The organism is Cupriavidus basilensis (assembly GCF_000832305.1).
Lineage (GTDB): Bacteria > Pseudomonadota > Gammaproteobacteria > Burkholderiales > Burkholderiaceae > Cupriavidus > Cupriavidus basilensis_F.
On record NZ_CP010536.1, the window covers coordinates 4,000,777 to 4,025,103 of the forward strand.

Sequence of the window (24,327 nt, forward strand, 5' to 3'; positions counted from 1 at the left end):
TTTGTTTTTTTGCCCTCTCCATGCCCAGCATCATGTCCACCGCCACGTCCCCCAGCCCCAATGCCGCCACGCCGGTCTCACTGCCTGAGACGGCCACGGTACGCGACGCCCTGGCCGTGGCTGCGGCGGCCGGCTTGCCAGCGCTGGAGGCGCGCCTGTTGATCAGCCATGTCACCGGGCTCACCCGCACCCAGCTGATCACGCGCGACGGCGAAACGCTTGCCCCGGCCCAGCGCGAGAGCGTGGCCGCCTTGCTCGGGCGCCGCCTGGGCGGCGAACCGGTGGCCTACTTGCTGGGGGAGCGGGAATTCTTCGGGCGCGCCTTCCGCGTGACCCCGGATGTGCTGATTCCGCGCCCGGACACCGAAATCGCCGTGGAAGCGGCCCTGAAGCTGCTGGCGCCGCTAGCTGTCCCCCGGGTGCTCGACATGGGCACCGGCTCCGGCGCACTGGCCGTCACGCTGGCCTGCGAACGGCCCGACGCCGAGGTCTGGGCGACCGATATCTCGCCCGGCGCGCTGCAGGTGGCGCAAGACAACGCGCGCGCCCTGGGCGCCGGCAATGTGCGCTTTCTGGCCTCCGACTGGTACGCCGCGCTGCCCGCTGGCCTGCGCTTCGACCTGATCGTGAGCAATCCGCCCTATATCGCCGCCGCGGACCCGCACCTGGGCCAGGGCGACCTGCGCTTCGAGCCGATCGATGCGCTGACCGATCATGGCGATGGCTTGTCGGACCTGGGGGCAATCGTGGCCGGGGCCGCCGCGCGCCTGCATGCGGGCGGCTGGCTGCTGATGGAACACGGCTACGACCAGGGCCAGGCTGCCCGCGACCTGCTGGCCGCCGCCGGCATGGCCGAGATCTTTACCGCGCGCGACCTGGCCGGCCATGAACGCTGCAGCGCGGCTCGCCTGCCAGCGCAGGCCGGGACGGCCGCCTGAAGCCGGCAGCCGATTCCGGTAAAATCAAATACTTGATTGCATCAAGGCGCGCGCATCACGCGCGCCTTTCCGATTTCCCGACAGCGGCGCTGGCCAGTGCCTGCACCGCGAGCAACTGAAAAGAGACATCATGAGTGACGTGCAGCAAAAGATCGACCAGATCGTCAAGGGCAGCCCGGTGGTCCTGTTCATGAAGGGCACCGCCCAATTCCCGATGTGCGGCTTCTCCGGCCGTGCCATCCAGATCCTGAAGGCCTGCGGCGTCGACGCACCGACCACGGTCAATGTGCTGGAAGACGACGGCATCCGCCAAGGCATCAAGACCTACGCCAACTGGCCGACCATTCCGCAGCTCTACGTGAACGGCGAGTTCGTCGGCGGCTCGGACATCATGATGGAGATGTACCAGAACGGCGAACTGCAATCGCTGCTCAAGCCCTGAGCGCGACATGACCGCAGCGGGCGCAGCGGGTGAAGGCAAGCCGCGGCGCATCGTCGTCGCGATCACCGGCGCCACCGGCGCGGTCTATGGGGTCCGCCTGGTGCAGATACTGGGCGCCGCGCCCGGCGTGGAGGCCCATCTGCTGATCTCGGCGGCGGGCGTGATGAACCTGCAGCACGAACTCGACATCAGCAAGGCCGAGGTGGAAGCCTTTGCCCAGGTGGTCCACAACGTGCGCGATATCGGCGCCACCATTGCCAGCGGCTCGTTTGCCGCCCATGCGATGGTGGTGGCGCCCTGCTCCATGCGCACGCTCGCGGCCGTGGCGCATGGCCTGTCCGACAATCTCATCACCCGCGCCGCGGATGTCACGCTCAAGGAGCGCCGCAAGCTGGTGCTGATGGTGCGCGAAACGCCGTTGAACCTCGCGCACCTGCGCAACATGACCGCCGTCACCGAGATGGGCGGCATTATCTTTCCCCCGGTACCCGGCTTCTACCAGAAGCCGCAGAGCGTGGCGGAACTGGTCGACCATACGGTTGGCCGCGTGCTGGACCTGATCGACGTGCCGCAAACGCTGGCGCCGAGCTGGGCCGGGCTCAACGGCCAGGCCTGACACGCGCGTTTTACGTCGTCCTAGCCCGTGCTATCCCGCACTGCCGCTATCGCTTCAATGCCAGTAGCGATAGCGGCGGCCGCCGTAGTAGCCGCCGCGATAGCCATAGTAGCCACCATAAAACCCGGGGGCCACCACCACCGGCGGCGCAGCGTAGACCGGCGCCGGCGCCACTGCGACCTCACCGCCCCCATAGCCATAGCCGGGATAAGCCGGGTAGACCGCACAACCGCCAAGCATGGCGGCGCCAACCATCGCGAGTCCCATCATCAACGTTCTCATCTCATCGTCCTTGTGCCTTGTTTAGCCTTGGTTTAGCCATAAGAACGTTATACGGGGCGGTTTGGTAATACAGGGTCAACCTGCTGTAACCCTTGTTACGAATCGCAACGTTTGGATGAACGTAAAGGCCACAGGTCTCGAACATCAAACCTCAGACCTCAAACCGCACCCCCTGCGCCAGCGGCAGCGCATCCCCATAGTTCACGGTATTGGTAGCGCGCCGCATATACCCCTTCCAGGCGTCCGAGCCGGATTCGCGCCCGCCGCCAGTCGCCTTCTCACCACCGAACGCACCGCCAATCTCCGCCCCGCTGGTGCCGATGTTCACATTGGCAATGCCGCAATCGCTGCCGCTTGCCGACATGAAGCGTTCCGCCTCGCGCAGCGACTCGGTGAAGATGCAGGACGACAAGCCATGCTCCGACGCATTGTTCAGCGCGATGGCTTCGTCCAGCGTGGTGTACGGCATCACGTAGAGAATCGGCGCGAAGGTTTCGCTCAGCATCGTCTCGTGCTGGCGATCGGTCAGCACCAGCGCGGGCCGCACGTACTCGGCATTGGGGTACTTTTCGGCCAGCACGCGTTCGCCGCCGTGCACGGTGTTGCCATGCTCGCGGCAGCGCAGCAGCGCGGCGGCCATGGCGGCGCCCGCGGCGCCATCGATCAGCGGACCGACCAGCGTTGTCTCGGCCAGCGGGTCGCCCACCGGCAGGCGGCCGAACACCTGGATCAGGCGCGTGGTAACGGCCTCCAGCACGTCGACATGCACGAAGGCGCGGCGCAGCGACGTGCAGCGCTGCCCGGCCGTGCCCGCCGCCGAGAAGGTCATGGCGCGCACGGCGAGTTCGAGATCGGCCGAGGGCGCGATGATCGCGGCATTGTTGCCGCCGAGCTCCAGGATGGCGCGCTTGAACCGCTCGGCGCAAGCGATGCCCACGGCGCGGCCCATGCGGGTGGAGCCGGTGGCGCTCACCAGCCGCACGGCGGCGTGTTCCACCAGATGCTGGCCCAGCGCCGGGCCGCCCGAGAGCACGGTGGCGATGCCAACGTGCTGTGGCGCGGCAATCTCCAGCACGCCGTCAAGCAGGCTCTGCATGGCCAGCGCGGTGAGAGGCGTTTTCTCCGACGGTTTCCAGATCACGCCATTGCCGCACACCAGCGCCAGCGCCGCATTCCAGGCCCAGACCGCCACCGGGAAATTGAAGGCCGAGATCACGCCGCATAGGCCATAGGGATGCCAGGTCTCGCGCATCGCATGCTGGGGCCGCTCCGAGGCAATGGTAAGGCCATGCAACTGGCGCGACAGACCGACGGCGAAGTCGCAGATGTCGATCATCTCCTGCACCTCGCCTAGCCCTTCCTGCAGGATCTTGCCGGCCTCCAGCGAGACCAGTTCGCCGAGATGCTTCTTGTGTTCGCGCAGCACTTCGCCAAAGCGCCGCACCACCTCGCCGCGCACTGGCGCAGGCACCAGCGCCCAGCTGGCTTGCATCACGCGGGCGCGTTCGATACGTGCATCGGCCTCGGCTAGGCTGCAGGCGGGCAAGTGCCCGAATGCCTCGCCATCGATCGGCGAGCGCACCGGCAAGGCGCCGGTGGGGCCTTCGCCGTCGCGCCACGGCGGCGTCAGCCCGATGGCCTGCCAGCAGGCCGCGAATTCCTTTGCTTTCATACCGTTGCCTCTTGAAGCGGATGACGGGTGTAGTGCCGGCCGAAACGGTTGGCCAGGAAAACGTCCAGCGGCATCGCCTCTTGCGCAACGAAGCCGGCCTGTGGCAATTCGCCGTTGGCGACCAGATCCAGCGCGGTGCAGATGCCGGCCGCCGTGGTGAGCTGGATCGCATTGACGTGCCCCGCAACCGTATCCGCGCCACCGATGCGCGCCGAGAACGACGCCTGTGTCAGCGGCCCGCGCCCGCCTTTGCCACCGCTGGCGGCATAACCAGTGGCACTGGCGAACACGATCACCACATCCTGCTGCGTGGCGGGGATCGCGCTCTCGAAGATCTCGCGCATCCAGTCGCGGCGCTCGCGCAGGCGCAGGTCGTTGAGCAGCAGCTTCATCACCGCGCAGTGGCCCGGATAGCGGATCGACTTGTAGTCCACGCCGCGCGCCCGGCCCGCCAGCGTCTCGGGCAAGGTGCCAAGCCCTCCTGAAGTATTAAAGGCTTCGTACTCGATGCCGTCCAGCGCAAAGCTCTCCAGCCCTTCCAGCGCCGGCACTTCCACGCGGCGGCCATCGACGATGGCCTCGCACGGGTTGCAGTATTCGTTGATCAGGCCTTCGGTGCTCCAGGTCAGGTTGTACTTGAGCGCATTGCTCGGGTAGCGTGGCAGCGCGCCAACGCGCATCTTCAAGTCGAGCAGTTCGCCACCGCCGCGCAGGAAGCGCTGGGCAAGGTCATTGCCGACCACACCGATAAAGCCGGGCGCCAGCCCGCATTGCGGCATCAGCACGCAGCGCGCGCCCTCGGCCAGGCGGCGAATGGCGTGGGTGGCGGCAACGTCTTCGGTCAGGTCGAAGTAATGCACGCCAAGGCTGGCCGCCACCGTGGCCACGCCGACCGCGGCATGGAATGGCAGTGCGTTGAGCACGGCCTGCGCGCCGCCGAGCAGCCGGGCGCAATCCTCGGTCTGGCCCGGGTCGCCGACGCGCACGGCGATGCCCTGCGGCACGCCCTCGAGGTGGGTGGGCTCGCGGTCCACCAGGGTCACGCGGTAGTCGCCGCTGTCATGCAGCATGACGGCGATGGTGCGGCCGATCTTGCCCGCACCCAGCACGACCACGCGCATCGGCGTCTGCCTGGCTTGGGTGTTCTGTCCAGTGCGCTGTCCAGTTTGGTCCAGATGGCCGGTTGGCGTCATGCAGGTCATGATGTCCCTCATGGAAGTGATTCAGCGGAGCGAGCCCATAGCTGAAGTATGGTTGCGGGCACAGGCAGAATGAAGGAACAAGATTGACGAAAAGGCCTCACAATCGAACGATTAGACGAGACCAACGATCGAGTCGACGAAACACCGGCATTTGACCCGCCCGCAGCCCTAGCCCGCCCATGACCGAACTCGACCAGACCGACCGCCACCTGCTCGCCCTGCTGCAGGCCAACGCACGCGAGAATGCCGCCAATCTCGCGCGCAAGCTCGGCATTGCCCGCACCACCGTGGTGGCGCGCATTGCGCGGCTGGAGCGCGATGGCGTGATCGCCGGCTACGGCGTGCGGTTGGGCAAGGAAATGGAAGACAACGCCATCCTGGCGTTCTGCGGCATGTCGGTGATGCCAAAGTGCGCGCCCGCGGTAGTGCGGGCGCTGCAGCGCTTTCCCGAGATCGAGGAGCTGAACTCGGTCAGCGGCCCGGTGGACTACATGGCGGTGATCCGCTGCGACACCCATGCCCGGCTGGACAAGCTGCTGGACGAAATCGGCGCGCTGGATGGCGTCAACCACACCACCACCTCGATCGTGCTGGCGCGCAAGATCGACCGGCGCCGCGCCGCGGGCTGAGCCAGCGGCGCGCGCAAAAGGCTTATGCTGCACAAGCTGGCAGCCAGCCCGGCGTAGTTAGTTGGGCACCCCGAAGACCATCCCGATCAGGAGAGCAAGACGATGAGCAATCGCATTCGAGTCGCCGTGGGCGGCGTGACCGGCTGGGCCGGCGGCGAACTGGCGCGCGGCGTGGCGCACGCGGACGACATGACGCTGGTGGCCGGGCTGTCGCGCGGCGCGGCCGGCCAGGCCCTGGCGGCACTGACCGCGCACAAGGGCACGCCGGGCGTGGCGGTGGCCAGCATCGACGAGCTGGCGCAGGGCGCGTTCGACGTCTATGTGGAATACACCAAGCCGGACATTGCCAAGCGCAACATCCTGCAAGCGCTGGCCAAGGGCGCGCACGTGGTGGTGGGCACCTCCGGGCTATCCGACGAGGACTATGCCGAGATCGATGCCGCCGCGCGCCAGGCCCGGCGCGGCGTGCTGGCCTGCGGCAACTTTGCCATCACCGTGGTGCTGCTGCAGAAGTTCGCCGAGATGGCCGCGCGCCACCTGGAGCACTGGGAAATCATCGACTACGCCAAGGCCGGCAAGATCGACGTGCCATCCGGCACCGTGCGCGAGCTGGCGTATCGGCTGGGACAGGTCCGCGAGGCCAGGCAGGCGGTGCCCATCGACCAGGTCAAGGGCCCGAAGGAGACACGTGGCGCAACGATGTCCGGCAGCCAGGTGCACGCCGTGCGCCTGCCGGGCTATCAGTTGGGCGTGGAGGTGATCTTCGGCGCCGACGGGCAGCGCCTGCATCTGAAGCATGAGTCCGGCGACGGCTCCAAGCCCTATGTCTCGGGCGCCCTGCTGGCAATCCGCAAGGTGCATGCCTTGACCGGGCTGGTACGCGGGCTGGACAAGGTGATGGAAGGGCTTTGAGGGGCTTTGAGGGGCTTTGCGGCGCGCGCAGCGCCGCATAGCCACAAGCACTACCAGCTGCCTTCCTTGCCCTTCTTCTCCGCGGCCTTGCCGCCGGGGGCAGCTTGCGGGGCGGACGCCGCCTTGGGGTTGAGCTGTTGCGCCATCGCGTTGTCCTGGTTGGCCATCAGCACGCGGGCCTGGGGCAGCAGCAGTTCGATGGTGCCGGTATTGGGATCCTCCGGAATGGCGTAGAGCTCCACGGTCAGCGGCTTTTTCATCCAGCCGGCGTGCGCACTGGTGACGGGCTGGCCGGCCTTGTCCTTCATCTTCACCTGCTCGGAACGAAAGGGCTTGCCGTAGCGCGCGGTAAGGCTGTCCACCGCGTCTTTCTCGGAGCGCACGCCATCGGTCGGCACGATCACGCCAACCAGCGCATTACCGTCGACAAAGGCCACCACGTGGGGTCCGTCCATGAAGGCGGGCCGCTTGTCGCGCGGCACGCCAACCTGGCGCATCACGCCATCGCCACGCACTTCGACGCACAGGGCGGTCACGTCGCGTCCGTCTGGGGTGCGCTTGTCGGCGCAATCGGGCAGCGTGGGCAGCGGGCTGCCGATCTCCAGGCTACCCAGCATCGGCGCCAGTTTGTCGGCGACGCCATCCTTGGGAGCGGCGCCGGCCCAAGGTGAAACCAGCAGCAGGCTGGCAACGGCCAGCCCGGCGAGGGGGTATTTCATCCAGACTCCTGAGATAAGCTCCGGGTTGGAGCGCCCCCTGCACGCGTGGTTCCTGCCACCCGCCACAAGATGGCATGCAGGCACACTGCCGGGGGGTTAATGCATCATATTCATCACCGCGCTGGCCAGCACCGCCAATACCATCAGCAGCAAGCCCCACAGCAGCAGGCGCGGCACCCGGCTGGGCGGTAACTGCCGCCGCGGCGAGCGCGCCGACGACGGCAGCGGCGCGCGCTGGCGGGCATGGCCATGCAGGCCACGCGCGTGCCAGACGGTGTCTGGCCCGAGGTCGCGCAACGTAGTGCTTTCCTTGCCCTGCGGCTTGCGCGGGCTCTGCGACTGCGGCTGCGGGCGCGGTGCGCCGTCACTGCCCGGCGGTCGTTTTGTGGCCATCTGTGCTCCCCGGTTCGTCGTGCCGGCGCGGATCCTCATGTGCCGCCGGTACACAGCGCCGGGTGCATGGCCCGGGCGCCGCCCATGGTAAGACAAAGCGGCACCGGGCACCATGGCCACAGCCTCTGCTTATGTGGTGGGGGCCACTTTCCGCGTAGCTGCAAGCGCCTCGCGCCGGAAAGCGTGGCCCACGTGGTGATAGAACGGGTGCGGGCAGAACTGGCGTGCCAGGAACGAGGCCAGCAGCGACGAAGCCAGCAGGAACAAGGTGAGGTCCTGCGAGCGCGTCATCTCCATCACGATCACGCTGGCGGTGATGGGCGCCTGGGTGGCGGCGGCCAGGAAGGCGGCCATCGACACCAGCGCCAGCACGCGTGGCTCGGCCATGGCGCCGAAGAGGTGGCCGACCCAATCCGCCACATTGGCGCCGATGCCGGCGCCGATGGCCAGCGATGGCGTAAAGATGCCGCCGGGAATGCCGGCGAAATACGACACCACGGTCGCCGCCAGCTTGGCCAGGCCGAACCACAGCGTGGCGTGCGGCTCGCCATTGATCAGGCCGGCGGCCTGCTCGTAGCCGGTGCCGAAGGTGGCGCCCCCGGTGGACCAGCCGATCGCCGCGGCCACCAGGCCGCACACGAACGCCACCTGTACGGGATGCTGCGATGGCCAGGCGCGCAGCCGTGCCGGCATCAGCGCGGGCACGCCGCCGCTGAGCAGCTTGGCAAACAGGCCGCCCAGCACGCCGTTGACCAGGGCGCACAGCAGTACCGGCCCCCAGGCATCGTGCAGCGCGAGGATCGGCGTCTTGACGCTGAAATAGGGATTGTTGCCAAGCATCGCCAGCGAGAGAAAGCCTGCTGTCAGCACGCCTGACAGCACCAGCCGGTCCCAGCGCACGGCGGTGCCGCGGCCGAGTTCCTCGATGGCGAACACCACGCCCGCCAGCGGCGTATTGAAGGCGGCGGCCAGGCCCCCGGCAGCGCCAGCGGCGATCAGCGCGTTGGGATGAAAGCCGATGCGAAAGCGCAGCTTCTCGTGGCACCAGCGTCCCCAGGCGAGCATGGCCGCGGCGCCAACCTGCACCGATGGCCCTTCGCGGCCGATGGAGGCGCCCGCCAGCAGCCCGCCAGTGGTCAGCAGCACTTTCCACATTGACTGGCGGAACGACACCAGCAGGGTCTGCGCCGGCCCGGCCGGGGGCAGGCCGAATGCGGCGATCACCTGCGGGATGCCGCTGCCGCGCGCCTGCGGCGCCAGGCGGATGGTGAGCCAGCGCAGCGCGGCCAGCCCGAACGGCAGCAGCACAAAGGCCAGCCAGGGCGTGGCTGCTGTCAGGTGCGCGTTCCAGCGCAGGGCCACCTCGGCAATCCAGGCGAAGATCAGGGAGAACAGCGCCACGCAGCCGGCGCCGCACATGAAGACAGCGTAGCGTAGCGTGGTGCGGGAGATACGCCACATCTGGCGCGACTTGCGGCCCGCGGCCATGCGAGCGCGGCGGCGCAGCGCGCGCAGCCGGTTGTGCTCGGAGGCCAGCCCGGAAACGTCGTCAGGATCGGACGGCTCGGGAGCTTGGCTGCGATTTGGCGTAACGTCGTTCATGGAGCGGCAGGCGTGGGCGAAGAAACGCCGCGACAAGCCCGAGGGCCGGATTCATCACGGCGTGATGGAACTATACGCCGATCGCCGCCGGGCATGCCGCGCACAAAGTGCGCGCCAGGAGCCCCTGGCTCAGTCCAGGCTGATGTTGTTGGCGCGGATGACCTTGCCCCAATGCTCGCGATCCGCCTCCACGTAGCGGTCGATCTCGGCCTGGGTGCGCGGCGGCTGGATCACCAGTCCCAGTGCGCTGAAGGTCGCCCGGAAATGCGGATCCTTGAGGACCTGCGCGGCCGCGGCCTGCAGCTTTTCCACCACGTCCGGCGGTGTCTGCGCCGGCACGGCGAGCCCGAACCAGGTTGCCGCCTGGAAGTTGGGATAGCCGCTTTCGGCCACGGTCGGCACGTTGGGCAGCACGTCCAGCCGGGTACGGCCGGTCACCGCCAGCGCGCGAAGCTTGCCGCCCTTGATGTGGGGCAGCGAGGTGCTGACCACATCCACCATCAGTTGCACATCGTTGGCGAGCAGCGCCGATAGTGCCGGCGCGCTGCCGTTGTACGGCACATGGGTGACCGAGATCCCGAGTTCGGTCTTGAGCATTTCGGTAGCGAGCTGCAGCGCGTTGCCCAGGCCGACCGAGGCGTAGTTGAGCTTGCCGCCGCTGGCCTTGGCATAGGCAGCGAACTCGCGGATATTGGTCGCCGGCACCTGGCTGTTGGTCACCACCACCAGCGGCGCCTCCGCACCAACGGTGAAGATCCGGAAATCGCGCGGCGGATCGTAGGCGATCTTCTTGTAGAGCATCGGGTTGAGCACCATGCTGCCGTTGGTGGCCAGCACCATGGTGTAGCCATCGGCGGGTGCGCGCGCCACGCTTTGCGTGCCGATCATGGTGGCGGCGCCAGGGCGGTTCTCCACCACCACCGTCTGCTTGAGCACGCGGCTCATGCCATCGGCCAGCCCGCGCCCGAACTGGTCGGTGGAGCCGCCCGGCGTATAGGGCACCACCAGCTTGATGGGGCGATCGGGATAGGCGGCAGCGGCCAGTTGCGAACAGGCGAAGACGGCGGCGCCGGCCCAGGCGCGCCATCCGGTTTTCCAGCTATGCATTGCGTAGTCTCCTTGGCGTTTTTTGACGTCTGGTGTTCGGTACTCGGTACTCGGTACTCGGCATCCGGCATTCGGTGCCCGGTGCGGCTCAAACGCGCCGCGTGCGCCCTTCCCAGTACTTGTCGCGCAGACGGCGCTTGGCCAGCTTGCCGGTATCGTCGCGCGGCAGCAGCGCCTCCACCACGATGGTGCGCGGCACCTTGAAGCCGGACAGGCGCTGGCGCAGCCATTCGATGATGGCACCCTCTTCCAGCGTGGCGTCCGCCACCGGTTGCACCATGGCCAGCAGCCGCTCGCCGTATTCGTCGTCGGGTACGCCGAACACCACGCAGTCGGCCACGCCGGGATAGCGCACCAGTTCGTGCTCGATCTCGGCCGGGTAGATGTTCACGCCGCCGGAGATCACCATGTCGGAGGCGCGGTCGCAGATGAAGAGGTAGCCGTCGGCGTCCAGGTAGCCCATGTCGCCCAGGCTGACCAGGCCGTCGCGGTCGATGGCGCGGCGGGCTGCCTCGTTGTTGCGATAAGTGAAGTCCGGGTAGGCAGGCTGGCGCACATAGACCAGGCCAATCTCCCCGGGGGCGCACGCAACGCCCTGCTCATCCAGGATGCGCACCTCGCCCTGGTCAACCGGGCGCCCCGCCGTGCCGGGCTTGGCCACGGCGTCGGCCGGCGTGGCCACGGTAATCATGCCGGCCTCGCTTGAAGCATAGGTTTCGTGGATCACCGGGCCGAACCAGTCCAGCATGGCGCGCTTGACCTCGGGCGCGCACGGCGCTCCGGTCGAGGCGACAAAGCGCAGCGAGGACAAGTCATAACGGGCGCGCACTTCGGGCGGCACCTTGAGCATGCGCACATACATGATCGGCACCAGGTAGAGCACGTCGATGCGGTGCTTCTCTACCAGCGCCAGCACCTGCTCCGGATCGAAGCGCGCGCACAGCACCAGGCGCTCCCCAAGCTGCAGCGCATTCTGGATGAACACGCCCGGCGCGCTGTGGTACAGCGGCGCGGCCATCAACGCGCGCGTGCCCTGCACGATGCCCATGGTCTGCGCCACCACCGAGCGCATGCGCGCGAGCTGCTCGTCCAGCATGGCCAGCGGCGGCGCGGCGCGCAGCACGCCCTTGGGGCGGCCGGTGGTGCCGGAGGTGTAGGCCATGTGGCCGCGCGGCGCGACCCGCGGGCCGTCGTAGGGCCGCTGCACGGCGAGCCAGCTTTCGTAGCCGGTCGCACCAGCGGGGCTGTCCTTGCCGGGCGCCGCCACCGCCAGCACCTGTACACCTTCGGGCACCACGGCGCGCACGCTGTCCAGCAGGTCGGCGCTGACGATCAAGGCCCGGGCACCGCTATCGGTCAGCAGGAAGCGGATTTCTTCCGCGGTGAAGTGCCAGTTGATCGGGCAGTAGTAAGTACCGGCCGTGCGGCAGGCATGCACGATATCGGCAAAGACCGGGTCATTGCGCAGCAGCACCGCGACCACGTCGCCTTCGCCCAGGCCGAGCGCGCGCAGCCCGCCGGCCAGGCGCGCGCCGCGCTCGATCAGTTCGGCGCCGGTACGGTGGATGTCTTCAAACAGTAGGTCAGCGGCCATCAGTTGTCTCCAGCCTGGCTAGGCTTGGTGGTAGAGCGGGTCGGGGTCGGTGCGTTGACGGTGCGCCCCGCACGATCGGCGGCGTTCGTGGCCGCGATGCGTTCGCGCGCGGCTTGCCATTCGGCATCGCCCCAATCCAGGTACTGCTTGAAATAAGCGCCGTTGGCAAGGTAATCGCCGCCATCCAGCGCAATGGTCTGTCCGTTGATCCACGCGTTGTCGCGGGCCAGCAGGAAGGCGGCCAGGTTGCCGATATCCTGCGGCTGGCCGATGCGGCCCGTGGGGTTCTGGCCGCTCATCGCGTCTTGCTGCGCATCCTGCGGACGCAGGCGCGAGCCCGCGCCTTCGGTGGGGATCACCCCCGGCGCGATGGCGTTGCAGCGGATGCCGTGGCGGCCCCACTCCACGGCCAGCGACTTGGTCATGGCATCCACGCCCGCCTTGGACATGGCGGACGGCACCACGAAAGGCGAACCGGTCCAGACCCAGGTCACGACGATGGACAGGACCGAGCCGGGGTGGCCGTCGCGGATCCAGCGCTTGCCCACGGCCTGCGTGGTGTAGAAGGTACCGCGGAAGACGATGTCGGAGATGGCGTGAAAGCCGTTGGGCGACAGATCCTCGGTGCGGCTGATGAAGTTGCCTGCGGCGTTGTTGACCAGGCAATCGAGCGGGCCGTGCCGGGTCCAGATGGTCTCGATCATGGCGTCGACGGCACCCGCGTCGCGGATGTCCACCGCGTGCGTCACGACCTTGGCGCCATGCTGGTGGCGCAGCATCTCGGCGGCCTCGTCCAGCACCGCCAGCCGGCGCCCGCACAGGTGCAGCTCCGCCCCCAGCCCCGCCAGGCGCTCGGCCATGATCAGGCCCAGCCCGGTGCCGCCACCGGTGATCAGCACGCGCTGACCGGCGAAAAGATCGTTCTTGAACATGGTGTCTCCTGCTTGTTTCAGGGCGGCGTCTCGCCCGCCTGGCCCCGCCTTGGCGATCCAGCAGGGCATGGTCACTGTAGCCTCGGCTCCCCGCATCGACAATTCCCTCGCAGCGACTCACAATGTTGCGCCATACGCGACAATTCTCCATGGAATCCCGGATGGACCTCAACCTGATCCAGGCCTTCGTCGATATCGTCGAAGCCGGCAATTTGTCCGAGGCGGGGCGGCGGCGCGGCGTCACGCGCTCGCAGGTCAGCCGCCAGCTGCGCGAACTGGAGCACCAGGCTGGCGCGCAGTTGCTGCGCCGTACCACGCGCCGGCTGGAGCTGACCGAGGCGGGCCGCGCGCTTTACCAGCACGGGCTGCGCATCCTGCAGGAGGTGGCGTCCGCCCAGGCGGAGATCGACAGCCTGGGCACCACCCTGCGCGGCCACGTGCGCGTGAGCGTGCCGACCGGGCTGGGCGACACCTTCCTCGCCCCGCTGCTGCTGGAATTCACCGGGCAGCATCCCGGCATCTCGCTGCGCGTGTTCTTTGCCAACCGCGTGGTGGACCTGATCGCCGCGGAGATCGACGTGGCGCTCAAGGTGACTTCGCAGCCGCCGCTGGACCACGTAGCGCGAGACATCTGCGCTATCGACTGGCAGCTCTGCGCCTCGCCCGGCTACCTGGCGCGCCACGGCCCGCTGCAAACCCCGGCCGACCTGGCGCGCTGCCCGTTCCTGTGCCCGCCCTATCCCGCCCGGCGCTTCATGCTCACGCTCAACCGCGGCGAGCAGCGCGAAGAGGTGGAACTGAGCCCGCACCTGCAGTCCGAGCATTTCCCCTTCCTGATGCGCGCGGTACGCGACGGCCACGGCGTGGGCCTGCTGCCCGTCTACGCCGGCTGGGACGATGTGCGCGAAGGCCGCCTGGTGCCGGTGCTGACCGACTGGAAACCGGAAGGATTGGGCAGCCGGCTCTACATCATCACCACGCCCAACCTGCATCCGTCGATGGCCACGCGCACCTTGATCGACTTCCTGCGCGAGCGGATTCCGGCGCTGGATGTCTTCAGCGCCCCGGGCGGTACCGCTTTGTGCACGCCGTAATCTGCCTAGGCGCGGGTCCCGCGCGTACCGCGCACACTGCGTGCGGCTCGCCAGCAAACTTTCAAATTGCAAGTTAAGATGCGCCGAACCCTTTGGCTTGCAAAACGATAGTAAAAACCCGAGCCAACCCTGCAAGCCGCGCGAGAGGAGACCATGGGACATACCGACTTTGCCAGCATGCCCTGCCCGATTGCCCGCTCGATGGCGGTGCTGGGCGAGCGCTGGGCCATTCTTTTGCTGCGCGAGGCGTTCTACGGCAGCACCCGCTTTGATGAATTCCAGCGCCACCTGGGCATCGCGCCCAACATCCTCAGCGCGCGCCTGAAGACGCTGGTGGAACACGGCATGCTGGAGCGCGTGCCGGCGCCTGACAGTGCGCGGCATGCCTACCACCTCACAGAAAAAGGCCGCGATTTCTTCCCCGCCTTCGTAGCGCTGAAGGCCTGGGCCGACCGTTGGATGACCGACGAGCGCGGCCCGCTCACCTTGCTGCAGGACAAGCACACCGGCGCGGAAATCGCCGCGCCGGCGCTGGCCCGCCCGGACGGCAGTCCGCTGACGCTGGACGACCTGCGCGTGGCGCCAGGCCCCGGCGCTGGCAGCTATTTGCGGCGGCGCTTTGGCGCCGCTGCCGCCCTGCAAGCCGCGCACGAGCAACCGGCAGACGAAACGGAATCCAGCCATGAATGAGCCGCAAGCCAATCCCATGGCCGCAGCCGCGATAGCGCCAGCCACGGCCGCACCCATTGCCACTCCCACGCACCCGCTGATGCGCGAACTGATGCGCCGCATCCTGCAACTGGCCGCGCCCACCAGCCTGATCGCCTTCCTGCAGGCGGGCGCGCAACTGATCGAGACCTGGCTGGCGGCGCGCCAGGGCACGGCGGCGCTGGCGGGCTGGGCGGTAGTGCTGCCGTTTGCCTTGCTGCTGCAGCAGATGTCCACCGGCGCCATGGGCGGTGGCGTGGTGGCGGCCATCGCCCGCGCGCTGGGCGCGAACAAGCGCGAGGAGGCCTCATCGCTGGTGCTGCATGCGCTCATCATCGCGCTCACGGCGGGGCTGGCATTTGCCGTGGCGATGGCCGGCTTCCCGCGCGCCGTCCTGGGCGCGGTGGCAGGGCAGACCGCGGCAGACGCGGCCGCCACGTATGCGATCTGGCTGTTCGGCGGCGGCGCGGTGCCGGCCTGGCTGGCCAACACGCTGGCATCGGTGCTGCGCGGCGGTGGCCGCCATGCGCTGGCGGCGCGGGTGCTCTCGCTGATGTGGATCGTCTTCCCGGTGCTGGCCTGGACGCTGGCCGAGCCGGCAGGCATGGGCCTGGCCGGCATCGGCGCGTCACTGGCGGCGGTATCGTGGGCGGCGGCGCTGGCCATGGCCTGGGTGGTGCTGCGGGGCGGCGCGGGATTCGTGCCGATGCTGCGCATCCGTCCATCACGCGCGCTGTTCAAGCGCATCCTGTCGGTGGGGCTGGTGGCCTGCGCGCTGGCCTCGGTGGCCAACCTGTCCACGATCCTGGTGACCACCGAGCTGCGCCACTATGGCACCGCCGCGGTGGCGGCGTACGGCATCTCCGCGCGCCTGGAGTTCCTGATGATCCCGCTGGCGTTCGGCGTGGGCTCCGCGCTAACCGCGCTGGTGGGGCGAGCAGTCGGCGCCGGCGACTGGGCCACCGCACGCCGTACGGCTTGGGCTGGCGCGCTGATGGCGCTGGCGGTGGCCGGCGCGGTGGGTGCGGTGGTGGGACTGGCGCCGGATGCCTTTGCCGGGTTCTTCACCAAGGATGCCGAAGTGGCGAGCATCGCAGCGCGCGCGCTGTCCTGGGTCGCGCCGGCCTTCGGCGGCTTCGGGCTGGGCATGGCGCTGTATTTCGCGTCGATGGGCGCGGGCCGCATGGGCTGGCCGATCGCGGCCGGCATCTCGCGCATCGCGCTGGCCGCCGGCGGCGGCTGGCTGCTGGCGAACGTCGCGGGCATGGGCCTGGACGGGCACTTCCTGGGCGTGGCGCTGGGCATCACCGCTTACGGCGTGGTGACGGCGTTTGGCGTGCGCGGCGCTAACTGGTCAGCGCGCGGAGCCTGAATGGCAGCGAGCTGCGCATCGAACAGCATTTCCTGCGCGGTGGTGACTTCGAGGTAGCTGGCGTAGCCGCCCTCGTAGCGCGCGCCGGCGTGAGCGTGGACACCGTGGCCAGCAAGCTGACCCTGCTGATTCATTTGCCGCCCTCCCGCAGTCATCTGCACCCGCGGCGGCTGCCGCAAGCATGCGCAACGGGTCACGCAAATAAAACCCAGAAGAGGTGATGCGAACAATTCAATCTTTCTTGCAAGCGATTTAAGTGCTTTCGGGCACAGCTTGCGCCCCTTGAATCCGGCGGCCGGGGACCTCACGTACGGCATCGACTCCCACACCCTGGAGGTGGCATGCCCCCTCGCACCACGGTTTTCGTCGCCGCCCTCGTGGTTGGCCTGCTGCACGGCTATATCGGGCTGCGCCTGTTACCCGACATGCCGGTATCCTTCGCCATCAAGGCGCTGGCTGTAGCGTGGCTGGCGCTATCGTGGCCGCTGATCCCCGCAGGCCTGCTGGCGCGGCGCCTGGACCAGCCCTGGTCCGATGCGCTGACCTGGGTGGGCATGCTGGCCATGGGTTTTTTCTCCTCCTTGCTGATACTGACGCTGGCGCGCGAGGTCGTGCTGCTGGTGAGCGCGATGGCCGGCTGGCACCCGGCATGGCTGCTGCCCGGCACCGCTGCCGCAGTGCCGGTGCTGGCGCTGCTGGTCACACTGGTGGGACTCTTCAATGCGCGGCGGCTGGCGCAGGTGGTCGAGGTGGAAGTCCCCATCGCCGGCCTGCCTGACTCGCTGCACGACTTCACCATCGTGCAGATCAGCGACATCCACGTTGGCCCCACCATCAAGCGCGCCTACCTGGAGCGCATCGTCGCCCGCGTCAACGGGCTGGCCCCCGACGCCATCGCCATCACCGGCGACCTGGTCGACGGCACCGTGCGCGAGCTGTCCCGGCACACGGCCCCGCTAGGCAACCTGAAGGCCCGCCATGGCACCTACTTTGTCACCGGCAACCATGAGTATTACGTTGGCGCCGAGCCGTGGATCACGGAGCTGCGCGGACTAGGCCTGCGCGTGCTGATGAACGAGCATGTGGTGATCGGGGAGGAGGAGGAAGCGCTGGTACTGGCAGGCGTGACCGATTTTTCCGCCCACCGTTTCGACGAGAGCCATCGCAGCGACCCGGCGCGCGCGCTGCACGGCGCCCCGGCGGTAGTAGCCGCGCGCGTGCTGCTGGCGCACCAGCCGCGCACGGCGCCGGCTGCATCCACCGCGGGCTTCGACCTGCAACTCTCCGGACATACGCATGGCGGCCAGTTCTGGCCCTGGAACCTGTTCGTGCCGATGCAGCAGCCTTATACCGCCGGGTTGAACCGGCATGAGGCGATGTGGGTGTATGTGAGCAGGGGGACCGGGTATTGGGGGCCGCCCAAGCGGTTTGGGGCGCCGTCGGAGATTACTAAGTTGAGGTTGGTGAGGAAGTGAGTTTTTTGGGAGGGGTGGCTGCAACTGCTGTTGCAATGGCTTAACGTCAAGGGCAACTGCAACGTCAACTTCAACTTCAACTTCAACTTCAACTGCAGTTTCACCACGCCTGCGGCGCGGCGACCTACTTTTTTGTCTTGCCAAAAAAGTAGGCAAAAAAGGCGCGCCGGGGTACGACTCACTCACATAGGTAACACTTGAGTTCAAGCACATAGGTAACAGTTTTCTACCCTGCATGGGCGACCCTGAAAGGAGATGCCCATGCCCTGGAGCGAGCTGAAACCCATGGACCAACGAATTTTGTTTGTGGTCGATCACGTCAAGGGTGTTGAGAGCATGAGCGCGCTGTGCGCGCGATATGGCGTCAGCCGGAAGACAGGTTACAAGTGGCTTGAGCGGTACGAAGCAGAGGGGCTGGATGGACTGGCCGAACGCAGCCGGCGTCGGCGTGAGCAGGATCGCGTGCCCTACGCGATCCGCCAGGCGATTCTGGCGCTGCGAACGCAGGGCGGGATGGAGCAAGGGCCGAAGAAGATCCAGAAGCTGCTGGAGGCCCGGTACGGGGCAGAGCTGGTGCCCTCGCGCACGACGATCTACAACGTACTTAAGCAAGCAGGACGGATCCTCCCACGGCGCTTGCGACGTCGTGTGATGCCGCACGAAGGCGTATTGCGCTCGACCCAGGAGCCGAACGGCTTGTGGAGTGCGGACTACAAGGGGCAGTTTCTGACGGGGGACCACCGGTGGTGTTACCCGTTGACGGTAATGGACCATGCGAGCCGGTATCTGCTGGGTTGCAAGGGCTTGAACGGGCCCCAGTTGGTACCTACGCGTGCGGTCTTCGAGCAACTGTTCCGGCGCTACGGCTTGCCGGACCGGCTGCGCACGGACAACGGCGTTCCGTTCGCGAGTACGGGTAGCGCAGGGTTGTCGCAGTTGTCGATCTGGTGGCTGAAGCTGGGGATCGTGCCGGAGCGGATCGAGCGAGGGCATCCGGAGCAGAACGGTCGGCACGAGCGCATGCACCGCACGCTCAAGCGAGCGACGGCGCAGCCGCCAGCGGCCACGTTGAGCAGCCAGCAGCGTCGCATGGATGAATTCCGGCGCTACTACAATCGGGAAAGGCCGCACGAGGCGTTGGAGCAATGCACGCCGCAGAGTTGCTACACAAAGTCGATGCGGGCCTATCCGAGTCGTCTTGAGGAGATGAGCTACGCGAGCTACATCCTGCCGCACCGAGTGACGAAAGCGGGGCTGATCTACCAGGCGGGCAAGATCATCTATGTCGGTCATCTCTTGCAGGGCGAGGTGGTCGGATTGGAGGCAGTTGCCGATGGGATATGGCGTGTGCACTTCGGCCCCATTGCCATAGGATTGATTGATGAACGCCAGGCGAAGCAGCACTACCTGACAATCAAAGTGTTACCTATGTGAGTGAACTCGTTTGTTACCCATGTGGTTGATTCGTACACCGGATGGGGCGACACCCCCTCGGGATTTCACCAAAAGAGCGGCCGGGACCCAAACTCGCATCGCCTTAAGGCGATACTCAGACATGGGTCCCTCTTTTCCGCTCTTTTCGTGAAATCCCGAGGCGCCCCATACGGCCTGGGTGAACCTTCACGGCTCGCTGCGCATCGCGCATGGGTGTTTCCCGCCTCCAGGCGGGAAACACGGCCGACCCAGTGGGATCAAATCACCATTCGGCGTAGCCGTGATTTCCGCCCCCAGGCGGCAATCACCCGCCCGCGATGCGCAGCGAGCCGTCTGGGTTTTCATCTCCCGTTATGGGGCGCCTCGTCGCCGGGCGAAAAGAGCGGAAACGAGGAGGCCATGTTTGAGTATCGCCTTAAGGCGATGCGAGTTTGGCCTCCGGCCGCTCTTTTCGTCCGGCGACGAGGAGGCTTTCGCCCCATCCGGGTCGCTTCTTTGCCTACTTTCTTGGCGAGACAAGAAAGTAGGTCGCCTCCCCGCAGGGGAGGTGAAACTGCCTTTGACTTTGCTGTTAAGCAGTGGCAGTTGCAGTCCAAAGACCACAACATCCCCCCCTCTCTCCCCTTACCGAACAATAGGCTTATACCGAATCCGCTTAGGCTTAGCCCCCTCCTCACCCAGACGTCGCTTCTTATCCGCCTCATACTCCTGATAGTTGCCAGGGAAGAACTCCACATGCGACTCGCCTTCGAAGGCAAGAATGTGGGTGGCGATCCGGTCCAGGAACCAGCGATCGTGGGAGATCACCATCACGCACCCGGCGAACTCCAGCAGCGCGTCTTCCAGCGCGCGCAGCGTTTCCACGTCGAGGTCGTTCGACGGTTCGTCGAGCAGCAGCACATTGCCGCCGGAGATCAGCGTCTTGGCCAGGTGCAGGCGCCCGCGCTCGCCGCCCGAGAGCGTGCCCACGTGCTTTTGCTGGTCCGAGCCCTTGAAGTTGAAGCGCCCGATGTAAGCACGCGACGGCGTCTCATAGCGGCCGACCGTCAGCACGTCGGCGCCGCCGGAGATCTCTTCGAACACGGTCTTGCTGCCGTCGAGTGCATCGCGGCTCTGGTCCACGTAGGCCATCTTCACGGTCGGGCCGACCTTGATTTCGCCGCTGTCCGGCTGTTCCTTGCCGGTGAGCATGCGGAAGAAGGTCGACTTGCCCGCGCCATTGGGGCCGATGATGCCAACGATGGCGCCAGGCGGCACCTTGAAGCTGAGGTCGTCGATCAGCAGGCGGTCGCCGTAGGCCTTGCTCACGCCGTTGAACTCGATCACCTCGTTGCCCAGGCGCTCACCCGCGGGGATGAAGATTTCCTGGGTTTCGTTGCGCTTCTGGTATTCCTGGCTGTTCAGTTCGTCAAAGCGCGCGAGACGTGCCTTGGACTTGGCCTGGCGCCCCTTGGGGTTCTGCCGCACCCATTCCAGCTCCTTGTTCAGCGCTTTCTGGCGCGCCGACTCGGTCGACTCTTCCTGCTTCAGGCGAGCTTCCTTCTGATCCAGCCACGAGCTGTAGTTGCCCTTCCAGGGAATGCCGTGGCCACGGTCCAGTTCCAGTATCCATTCCGCGGCGTTGTCGAGGAAGTAGCGATCGTGGGTCACCGCCACCACGGTGCCGGGGAAGCGCGTGAGGAATTGCTCCAGCCATTCCACCGATTCCGCATCCAGGTGGTTGGTGGGTTCGTCGAGCAGCAGCATATCGGGGCGCGACAGCAGCAGGCGGCATAGCGCCACGCGGCGCTTCTCGCCACCGGACAGGTTCCCCACCTTGGCATCCCAGGCCGGCAGGCGCAGCGCATCAGCCGCGATCTCCAGCTGCAGCTCGGCGTTGTTGCCGTCGCTGGCCGCCAGGATGGCTTCGTATTTGGCCTGGTCCGCTGCCAGCGCGTCGAAATCCGCGTCCGGCTCGGCATAGGCCGCATAGATCTCGTCGAGCTTCTTGCGGGCTTCGAACACGCCGCCCAGCGCGGCTTCCACCGACTCGCGCACGGTTTGCTCGGGATCGAGCTGCGGCTCCTGCGGCAGGTAGCCAATGTTCAGGTTGGGCATGGGCGTGGCTTCGCCCTCGATTTCCTTGTCGAGGCCAGCCATGATCTTCAGGACGGTCGACTTGCCCGAGCCGTTCAGGCCCAGCACGCCGATCTTGGCGCCCGGGAAGAAGGACAGGGAAATGTCCTTGAGAATGTGACGCTTGGGCGGGACGATCTTGCCCACGCGGTTCATGGTGAAAACGTACTGTGCCATGCGGATCCGGGTGAAATTGGGGGGAATCGGCCAAGTGTAGCAAAGCCGGTCCGCACAAGGCCCGTCAGGACGCCCCTGAGGACGCCTTCCTGGCGCCCGGCGTGCCGGCAGTACGCTTGCGCGCACGGGTCAGGCTGGATGTCAGGCGGCGGTAAGCAATATCCATATGCCGCTGCATGACCGCGCGCGCGCGCTCCGGATCCTTGCCGCGCAGCGCCGCCAGGACTTCGCGATGCTCGGCGATGGCCTGGGCCCAGACCTCGGGCGTCTCGAAGTGGCTGTTCAACTGATCGAACAGCGGCCCGAGGCGCAAGTCGAAGAGCCGGCGCACCACGCCCACCAGCACGCTGTTGCCGGTGGCTTGCGCCACCCGCACATGGAACAAGCGATCCGCATCGATCGGCTTGATGCCGGCGGCGGCTTCGGCGGCCATCTGCGCGATGGCTTGCTCGATGGCATCGAACTGGGCCTTGCGCCCGCTCCTGGCGGCCAGCGCAGCGACCTCACCCTCCACCAGCGCACGCGCGCGAATCAGTTCGAGCGGCCCTTCCTCGCCGGACAGGTCGAAGCCCGCGTCGGCGGATGACGGCGGCTCGCACACATAGATGCCGGAGCCCATCCGCACTTCGATATAGCCCTCGACCTCGAGCGCGATCAACGCCTCGCGCAGCGATGGGCGGCTCACGCCGAGCTGCACCGACAAATCCCGCTCCGCCGGCAGGCGCGAGCCCACCGGAAATTCGCCGGCCTGGATCAGCGTGCGCAACTGGGCGCTGATCTGGCGGTATAGGCGTTGCGGTTCGATCGAATGGATAGGCATGTGCAGCCCGAGCGTCTGGCGGAATTGGTTTGACCATTTGTCCAGCCGGCTGGAGTCTAGGCAGCGCGCCAGCGAATGTCCAGGCGGATTCATCGCGCGCCGCAGCATGCGCGGCGGCATCGGTAAAGACCACTAATTGGTAATACCAGTTTACCTGTCCAGACTCGTGAACTAGACTCCGCTCACTCGGCATGCATGCGGCAAGGCAGTGCAATCAGTCGTGGGCATCCGTATCTGCAGCGCACAATAAAGCGGGCATCAGCACACGTAGCGCCTACGCGCCAGCCGTCGCTGCGCGGCCCCCGCAAAGACGCAGGAGACCCGAGTGAACGACGACAAGCCGACGCCCCCCACGCGCCGCAGCCAGGCCTGGTTTGGCCGCCTCGACCGCGATGGCTTCCTCTATCGCTCGTGGCTCAAGAACCGCGGCATCCCTCACGACCAGTTCGATGGCCGTCCGGTCATCGGCATCTGCAACACCTACTCCGAGCTCACGCCCTGCAACTCGCATTTCCGCACACTGGCCGAACAGGTCAAGATCGGCGTGTGGGAAGCCGGCGGCTTTCCGCTCGAGTTCCCGGTGATGTCGCTGGGCGAGACCATGCTGCGCCCCACCGCCATGCTGTTTCGCAACCTGGCGAGCATGGACGTGGAAGAATCGATTCGCGGCAACCCGATCGATGGCGTGGTGCTGCTGATGGGCTGCGACAAGACCACGCCAGCGCTGATGATGGGCGCGGCCTCGTGCGACCTGCCCACCATCGGCGTCTCCGGCGGCCCCATGCTGAGCGGCAAGTTCCGCGGCGGCGAACTGGGCTCCGGCACCGATGTGTGGAAGATGTCGGAGCAAGTGCGGGCCGGCCAGATGTCGCAGGAGGACTTCTTCGAGGCCGAGAGCTGCATGCACCGATCGCACGGCCACTGCATGACGATGGGCACCGCGTCGACCATGGCCAGCATGGTGGAAGCGTTGGGCATGAGCCTGCCCGGCAACGCGGCGATTCCCGCCGTGGATGGCCGCCGCAATGTGCTGGCGCGCGCGTCGGGGCGCCGCATCGTGGAGATGGTGAAAGACAACCTGGTGATGTCGAAGATCCTGACCCGCGATGCGTTCGAGAACGCCATCCGCGTCAACGCGGCCATCGGCGGCTCGACCAACGCCGTGATCCACCTGCTGGCCATCGCCGGGCGCATCGGCGTCGAACTCAAGCTGGAAGACTGGGATGCGCTGGGCCACGAGCTGCCGTGCCTGCTCGACCTGCAGCCATCCGGGCGCCACCTGATGGAGGATTTCTATTACGCGGGCGGCCTGCCCGCGGTGATCCGCGAACTGGAGTCGGTGCTTGCGCGCGACGCACTCACCGTCAACGGCAAGACGTTGTGGGACAACTGCAAGGACGCGCCCAACTGGAACCGCGAAGTCATCCACGCCTTCGGCGCGCCCTTCAAGGCCAACGCCGGCATTGCTGTGCTGCGCGGCAACCTGTGCCCCGATGGCGCGGTGATCAAGCCGTCGGCCGCCACGCCGGCGCTGCTCAAGCACACCGGCCGCGCGGTGGTGTTCGAGAACAGCGAGCACATGCATCAGCGGCTCGACGATGAATCGCTCGACGTCGACGAGACCTGCGTGCTGGTGCTGAAGAACTGCGGCCCGCGTGGCTACCCCGGCATGGCCGAAGCCGGCAATATGCCGTTGCCGCCCAAGGTGCTGCGCAAGGGCATCACCGACATGGTCCGCGTGTCGGATGCGCGCATGAGCGGCACGGCTTACGGCACGGTGGTGCTGCACGTGGCGCCCGAAGCCGCGGCCGGCGGCCCGCTGGCGCTGGTGAAGGACGGCGACATGGTGGAACTCGATGTGCCCATGCGCAAGCTGCACCTGCATGTCGATGAAGCGGAGCTGCAGCGCCGCCGCGCCGCGTGGCAGGCGCCCGCGCTGCCGATGGCGCGCGGCTGGACGCGCCTGTATGTCGAGCACGTGCAGCAAGCCAACCTGGGCGCCGACATGGATTTCCTGGTGGGCAAAAGCGGCGCCGCGGTGCCCAAGGACAACCACTGAGGCACGCTGGCGCCCCACGAATCACCACGGCAA

23 protein-coding genes are annotated in these 24,327 nt (G+C 67.0%); 11 read left to right on the forward strand and 12 right to left on the reverse strand.

Features of this window, described 5'->3' with window-relative positions; translation table 11 throughout:
- Positions 1-32 precede the first annotated feature (32 nt).
- From prmC to RR42_RS18490, 3 genes are all read left to right on the forward strand, one after another.
- Positions 33-938 (forward strand): peptide chain release factor N(5)-glutamine methyltransferase, encoded by a 906-nt coding sequence (prmC, locus tag RR42_RS18480; protein WP_144409851.1) that lies wholly within the window; start codon positions 33-35, stop codon positions 936-938.
- Between the two features lie 130 nt (positions 939-1,068).
- Positions 1,069-1,380 (forward strand): Grx4 family monothiol glutaredoxin, encoded by a 312-nt coding sequence (grxD, locus tag RR42_RS18485; RefSeq protein ID WP_043350028.1) that lies wholly within the window; start codon positions 1,069-1,071, stop codon positions 1,378-1,380.
- A 7-nt stretch (positions 1,381-1,387) separates the two neighbouring features.
- Positions 1,388-1,996: a UbiX family flavin prenyltransferase gene (locus RR42_RS18490; RefSeq protein ID WP_043350031.1), complete on the forward strand. Its 609-nt coding sequence runs from the start codon at positions 1,388-1,390 to the stop codon at positions 1,994-1,996.
- A gap of 54 nt (positions 1,997-2,050) precedes the next feature.
- Here RR42_RS18490 and RR42_RS18495 read toward each other — a convergent pair whose 3' ends face one another.
- The 3 genes from RR42_RS18495 to RR42_RS18505 form a co-directional block, all read right to left on the reverse strand.
- The gene (locus RR42_RS18495; protein ID WP_043350035.1) at positions 2,051-2,278 is read right to left on the reverse strand and encodes a hypothetical protein; all 228 of its coding nucleotides are present in this window, start codon (positions 2,276-2,278) and stop codon (positions 2,051-2,053) included.
- A gap of 151 nt (positions 2,279-2,429) precedes the next feature.
- On the reverse strand, positions 2,430-3,950 hold the full coding sequence (locus RR42_RS18500) for an aldehyde dehydrogenase family protein (RefSeq protein WP_082054934.1): 1,521 nt from the start codon (positions 3,948-3,950) through the stop codon (positions 2,430-2,432).
- The gene (locus RR42_RS18505) at positions 3,947-5,071 is read right to left on the reverse strand and encodes a saccharopine dehydrogenase family protein (RefSeq protein ID WP_052494695.1); all 1,125 of its coding nucleotides are present in this window, start codon (positions 5,069-5,071) and stop codon (positions 3,947-3,949) included. The genes RR42_RS18500 and RR42_RS18505 overlap by 4 nt, the downstream gene beginning before the upstream one ends.
- 260 nt (positions 5,072-5,331) lie before the next feature.
- Between RR42_RS18505 and RR42_RS18510 the strand changes: the two genes are divergently transcribed.
- Positions 5,332-5,781 carry an Lrp/AsnC family transcriptional regulator gene (locus RR42_RS18510; RefSeq protein WP_043350040.1) on the forward strand — a complete coding sequence of 150 codons (450 nt, stop codon included), beginning with the start codon at positions 5,332-5,334 and terminating at the stop codon, positions 5,779-5,781.
- 102 nt (positions 5,782-5,883) lie between these two features.
- Entirely contained in the window at positions 5,884-6,693 is an 810-nt protein-coding gene (gene dapB / locus RR42_RS18515; RefSeq protein WP_043350043.1) for a 4-hydroxy-tetrahydrodipicolinate reductase, read from the forward strand.
- Positions 6,694-6,743: 50 nt separating this feature from the next.
- On the opposite strand, the gene RR42_RS18520 is transcribed toward dapB, so the two are convergent.
- The 6 genes from RR42_RS18520 to RR42_RS18545 form a co-directional block, all read right to left on the reverse strand.
- Positions 6,744-7,412 carry a hypothetical protein gene (locus RR42_RS18520; protein ID WP_043350046.1) on the reverse strand — a complete coding sequence of 223 codons (669 nt, stop codon included), beginning with the start codon at positions 7,410-7,412 and terminating at the stop codon, positions 6,744-6,746.
- Positions 7,413-7,508: 96 nt separating this feature from the next.
- Positions 7,509-7,805 (reverse strand): hypothetical protein, encoded by a 297-nt coding sequence (locus RR42_RS18525; protein WP_043350048.1) that lies wholly within the window; start codon positions 7,803-7,805, stop codon positions 7,509-7,511.
- A gap of 129 nt (positions 7,806-7,934) precedes the next feature.
- On the reverse strand, positions 7,935-9,407 hold the full coding sequence (locus RR42_RS18530; RefSeq protein WP_043352360.1) for a chloride channel protein: 1,473 nt from the start codon (positions 9,405-9,407) through the stop codon (positions 7,935-7,937).
- 129 nt (positions 9,408-9,536) lie between these two features.
- Positions 9,537-10,514, reverse strand: coding sequence for a Bug family tripartite tricarboxylate transporter substrate binding protein (locus RR42_RS18535; protein WP_043350052.1), 978 nt, complete (start codon positions 10,512-10,514; stop codon positions 9,537-9,539).
- A gap of 88 nt (positions 10,515-10,602) precedes the next feature.
- On the reverse strand, positions 10,603-12,108 hold the full coding sequence (locus RR42_RS18540) for an acyl-CoA synthetase (protein ID WP_043350056.1): 1,506 nt from the start codon (positions 12,106-12,108) through the stop codon (positions 10,603-10,605).
- The gene (locus RR42_RS18545) at positions 12,108-13,040 is read right to left on the reverse strand and encodes an SDR family oxidoreductase (protein WP_043350059.1); all 933 of its coding nucleotides are present in this window, start codon (positions 13,038-13,040) and stop codon (positions 12,108-12,110) included. Before RR42_RS18545 ends, RR42_RS18540 begins: the two co-directional genes overlap by 1 nt.
- A 161-nt stretch (positions 13,041-13,201) precedes the next feature.
- Here RR42_RS18545 and RR42_RS18550 point away from each other — a divergent pair, with 161 nt between their 5' ends.
- The 3 genes from RR42_RS18550 (at position 13,202) to RR42_RS18560 (ending at position 16,214) form a co-directional block, all read left to right on the forward strand.
- Positions 13,202-14,134 carry a LysR family transcriptional regulator gene (locus RR42_RS18550; RefSeq protein WP_043350061.1) on the forward strand — a complete coding sequence of 311 codons (933 nt, stop codon included), beginning with the start codon at positions 13,202-13,204 and terminating at the stop codon, positions 14,132-14,134.
- 153 nt (positions 14,135-14,287) lie between these two features.
- Positions 14,288-14,824, forward strand: a complete 537-nt coding sequence (locus RR42_RS18555; RefSeq protein ID WP_043350064.1) for a winged helix-turn-helix transcriptional regulator — start codon at positions 14,288-14,290, stop codon at positions 14,822-14,824.
- Positions 14,817-16,214 (forward strand): MATE family efflux transporter, encoded by a 1,398-nt coding sequence (locus tag RR42_RS18560; protein ID WP_043350067.1) that lies wholly within the window; start codon positions 14,817-14,819, stop codon positions 16,212-16,214. The genes RR42_RS18555 and RR42_RS18560 overlap by 8 nt, the downstream gene beginning before the upstream one ends.
- Here the strand turns inward: RR42_RS18560 and RR42_RS38665 are convergent.
- Entirely contained in the window at positions 16,154-16,348 is a 195-nt protein-coding gene (locus tag RR42_RS38665) for a hypothetical protein (RefSeq protein ID WP_082054935.1), read from the reverse strand. The genes RR42_RS18560 and RR42_RS38665 overlap by 61 nt on opposite strands.
- Before the next feature lie 207 nt (positions 16,349-16,555).
- Here RR42_RS38665 and RR42_RS18565 point away from each other — a divergent pair, with 207 nt between their 5' ends.
- Together RR42_RS18565 and RR42_RS18570 are read left to right on the forward strand one after the other, a co-directional pair.
- Positions 16,556-17,689, forward strand: a complete 1,134-nt coding sequence (locus RR42_RS18565) for a metallophosphoesterase (RefSeq protein ID WP_043350068.1) — start codon at positions 16,556-16,558, stop codon at positions 17,687-17,689.
- 261 nt (positions 17,690-17,950) lie between these two features.
- The gene (locus RR42_RS18570) at positions 17,951-19,123 is read left to right on the forward strand and encodes an integrase core domain-containing protein (RefSeq protein WP_043343959.1); all 1,173 of its coding nucleotides are present in this window, start codon (positions 17,951-17,953) and stop codon (positions 19,121-19,123) included.
- 624 nt (positions 19,124-19,747) lie between these two features.
- Here the strand turns inward: RR42_RS18570 and ettA are convergent.
- On the reverse strand, positions 19,748-21,415 hold the full coding sequence (gene ettA / locus RR42_RS18575) for an energy-dependent translational throttle protein EttA (RefSeq protein ID WP_043350072.1): 1,668 nt from the start codon (positions 21,413-21,415) through the stop codon (positions 19,748-19,750).
- A 64-nt stretch (positions 21,416-21,479) separates the two neighbouring features.
- Positions 21,480-22,235, reverse strand: a complete 756-nt coding sequence (locus tag RR42_RS18580) for a FadR/GntR family transcriptional regulator (RefSeq protein WP_043352363.1) — start codon at positions 22,233-22,235, stop codon at positions 21,480-21,482.
- 325 nt (positions 22,236-22,560) lie between these two features.
- Here RR42_RS18580 and RR42_RS18585 point away from each other — a divergent pair, with 325 nt between their 5' ends.
- Positions 22,561-24,294 carry an IlvD/Edd family dehydratase gene (locus tag RR42_RS18585; RefSeq protein ID WP_043350076.1) on the forward strand — a complete coding sequence of 578 codons (1,734 nt, stop codon included), beginning with the start codon at positions 22,561-22,563 and terminating at the stop codon, positions 24,292-24,294.
- Positions 24,295-24,327: the final 33 nt, after the last annotated feature.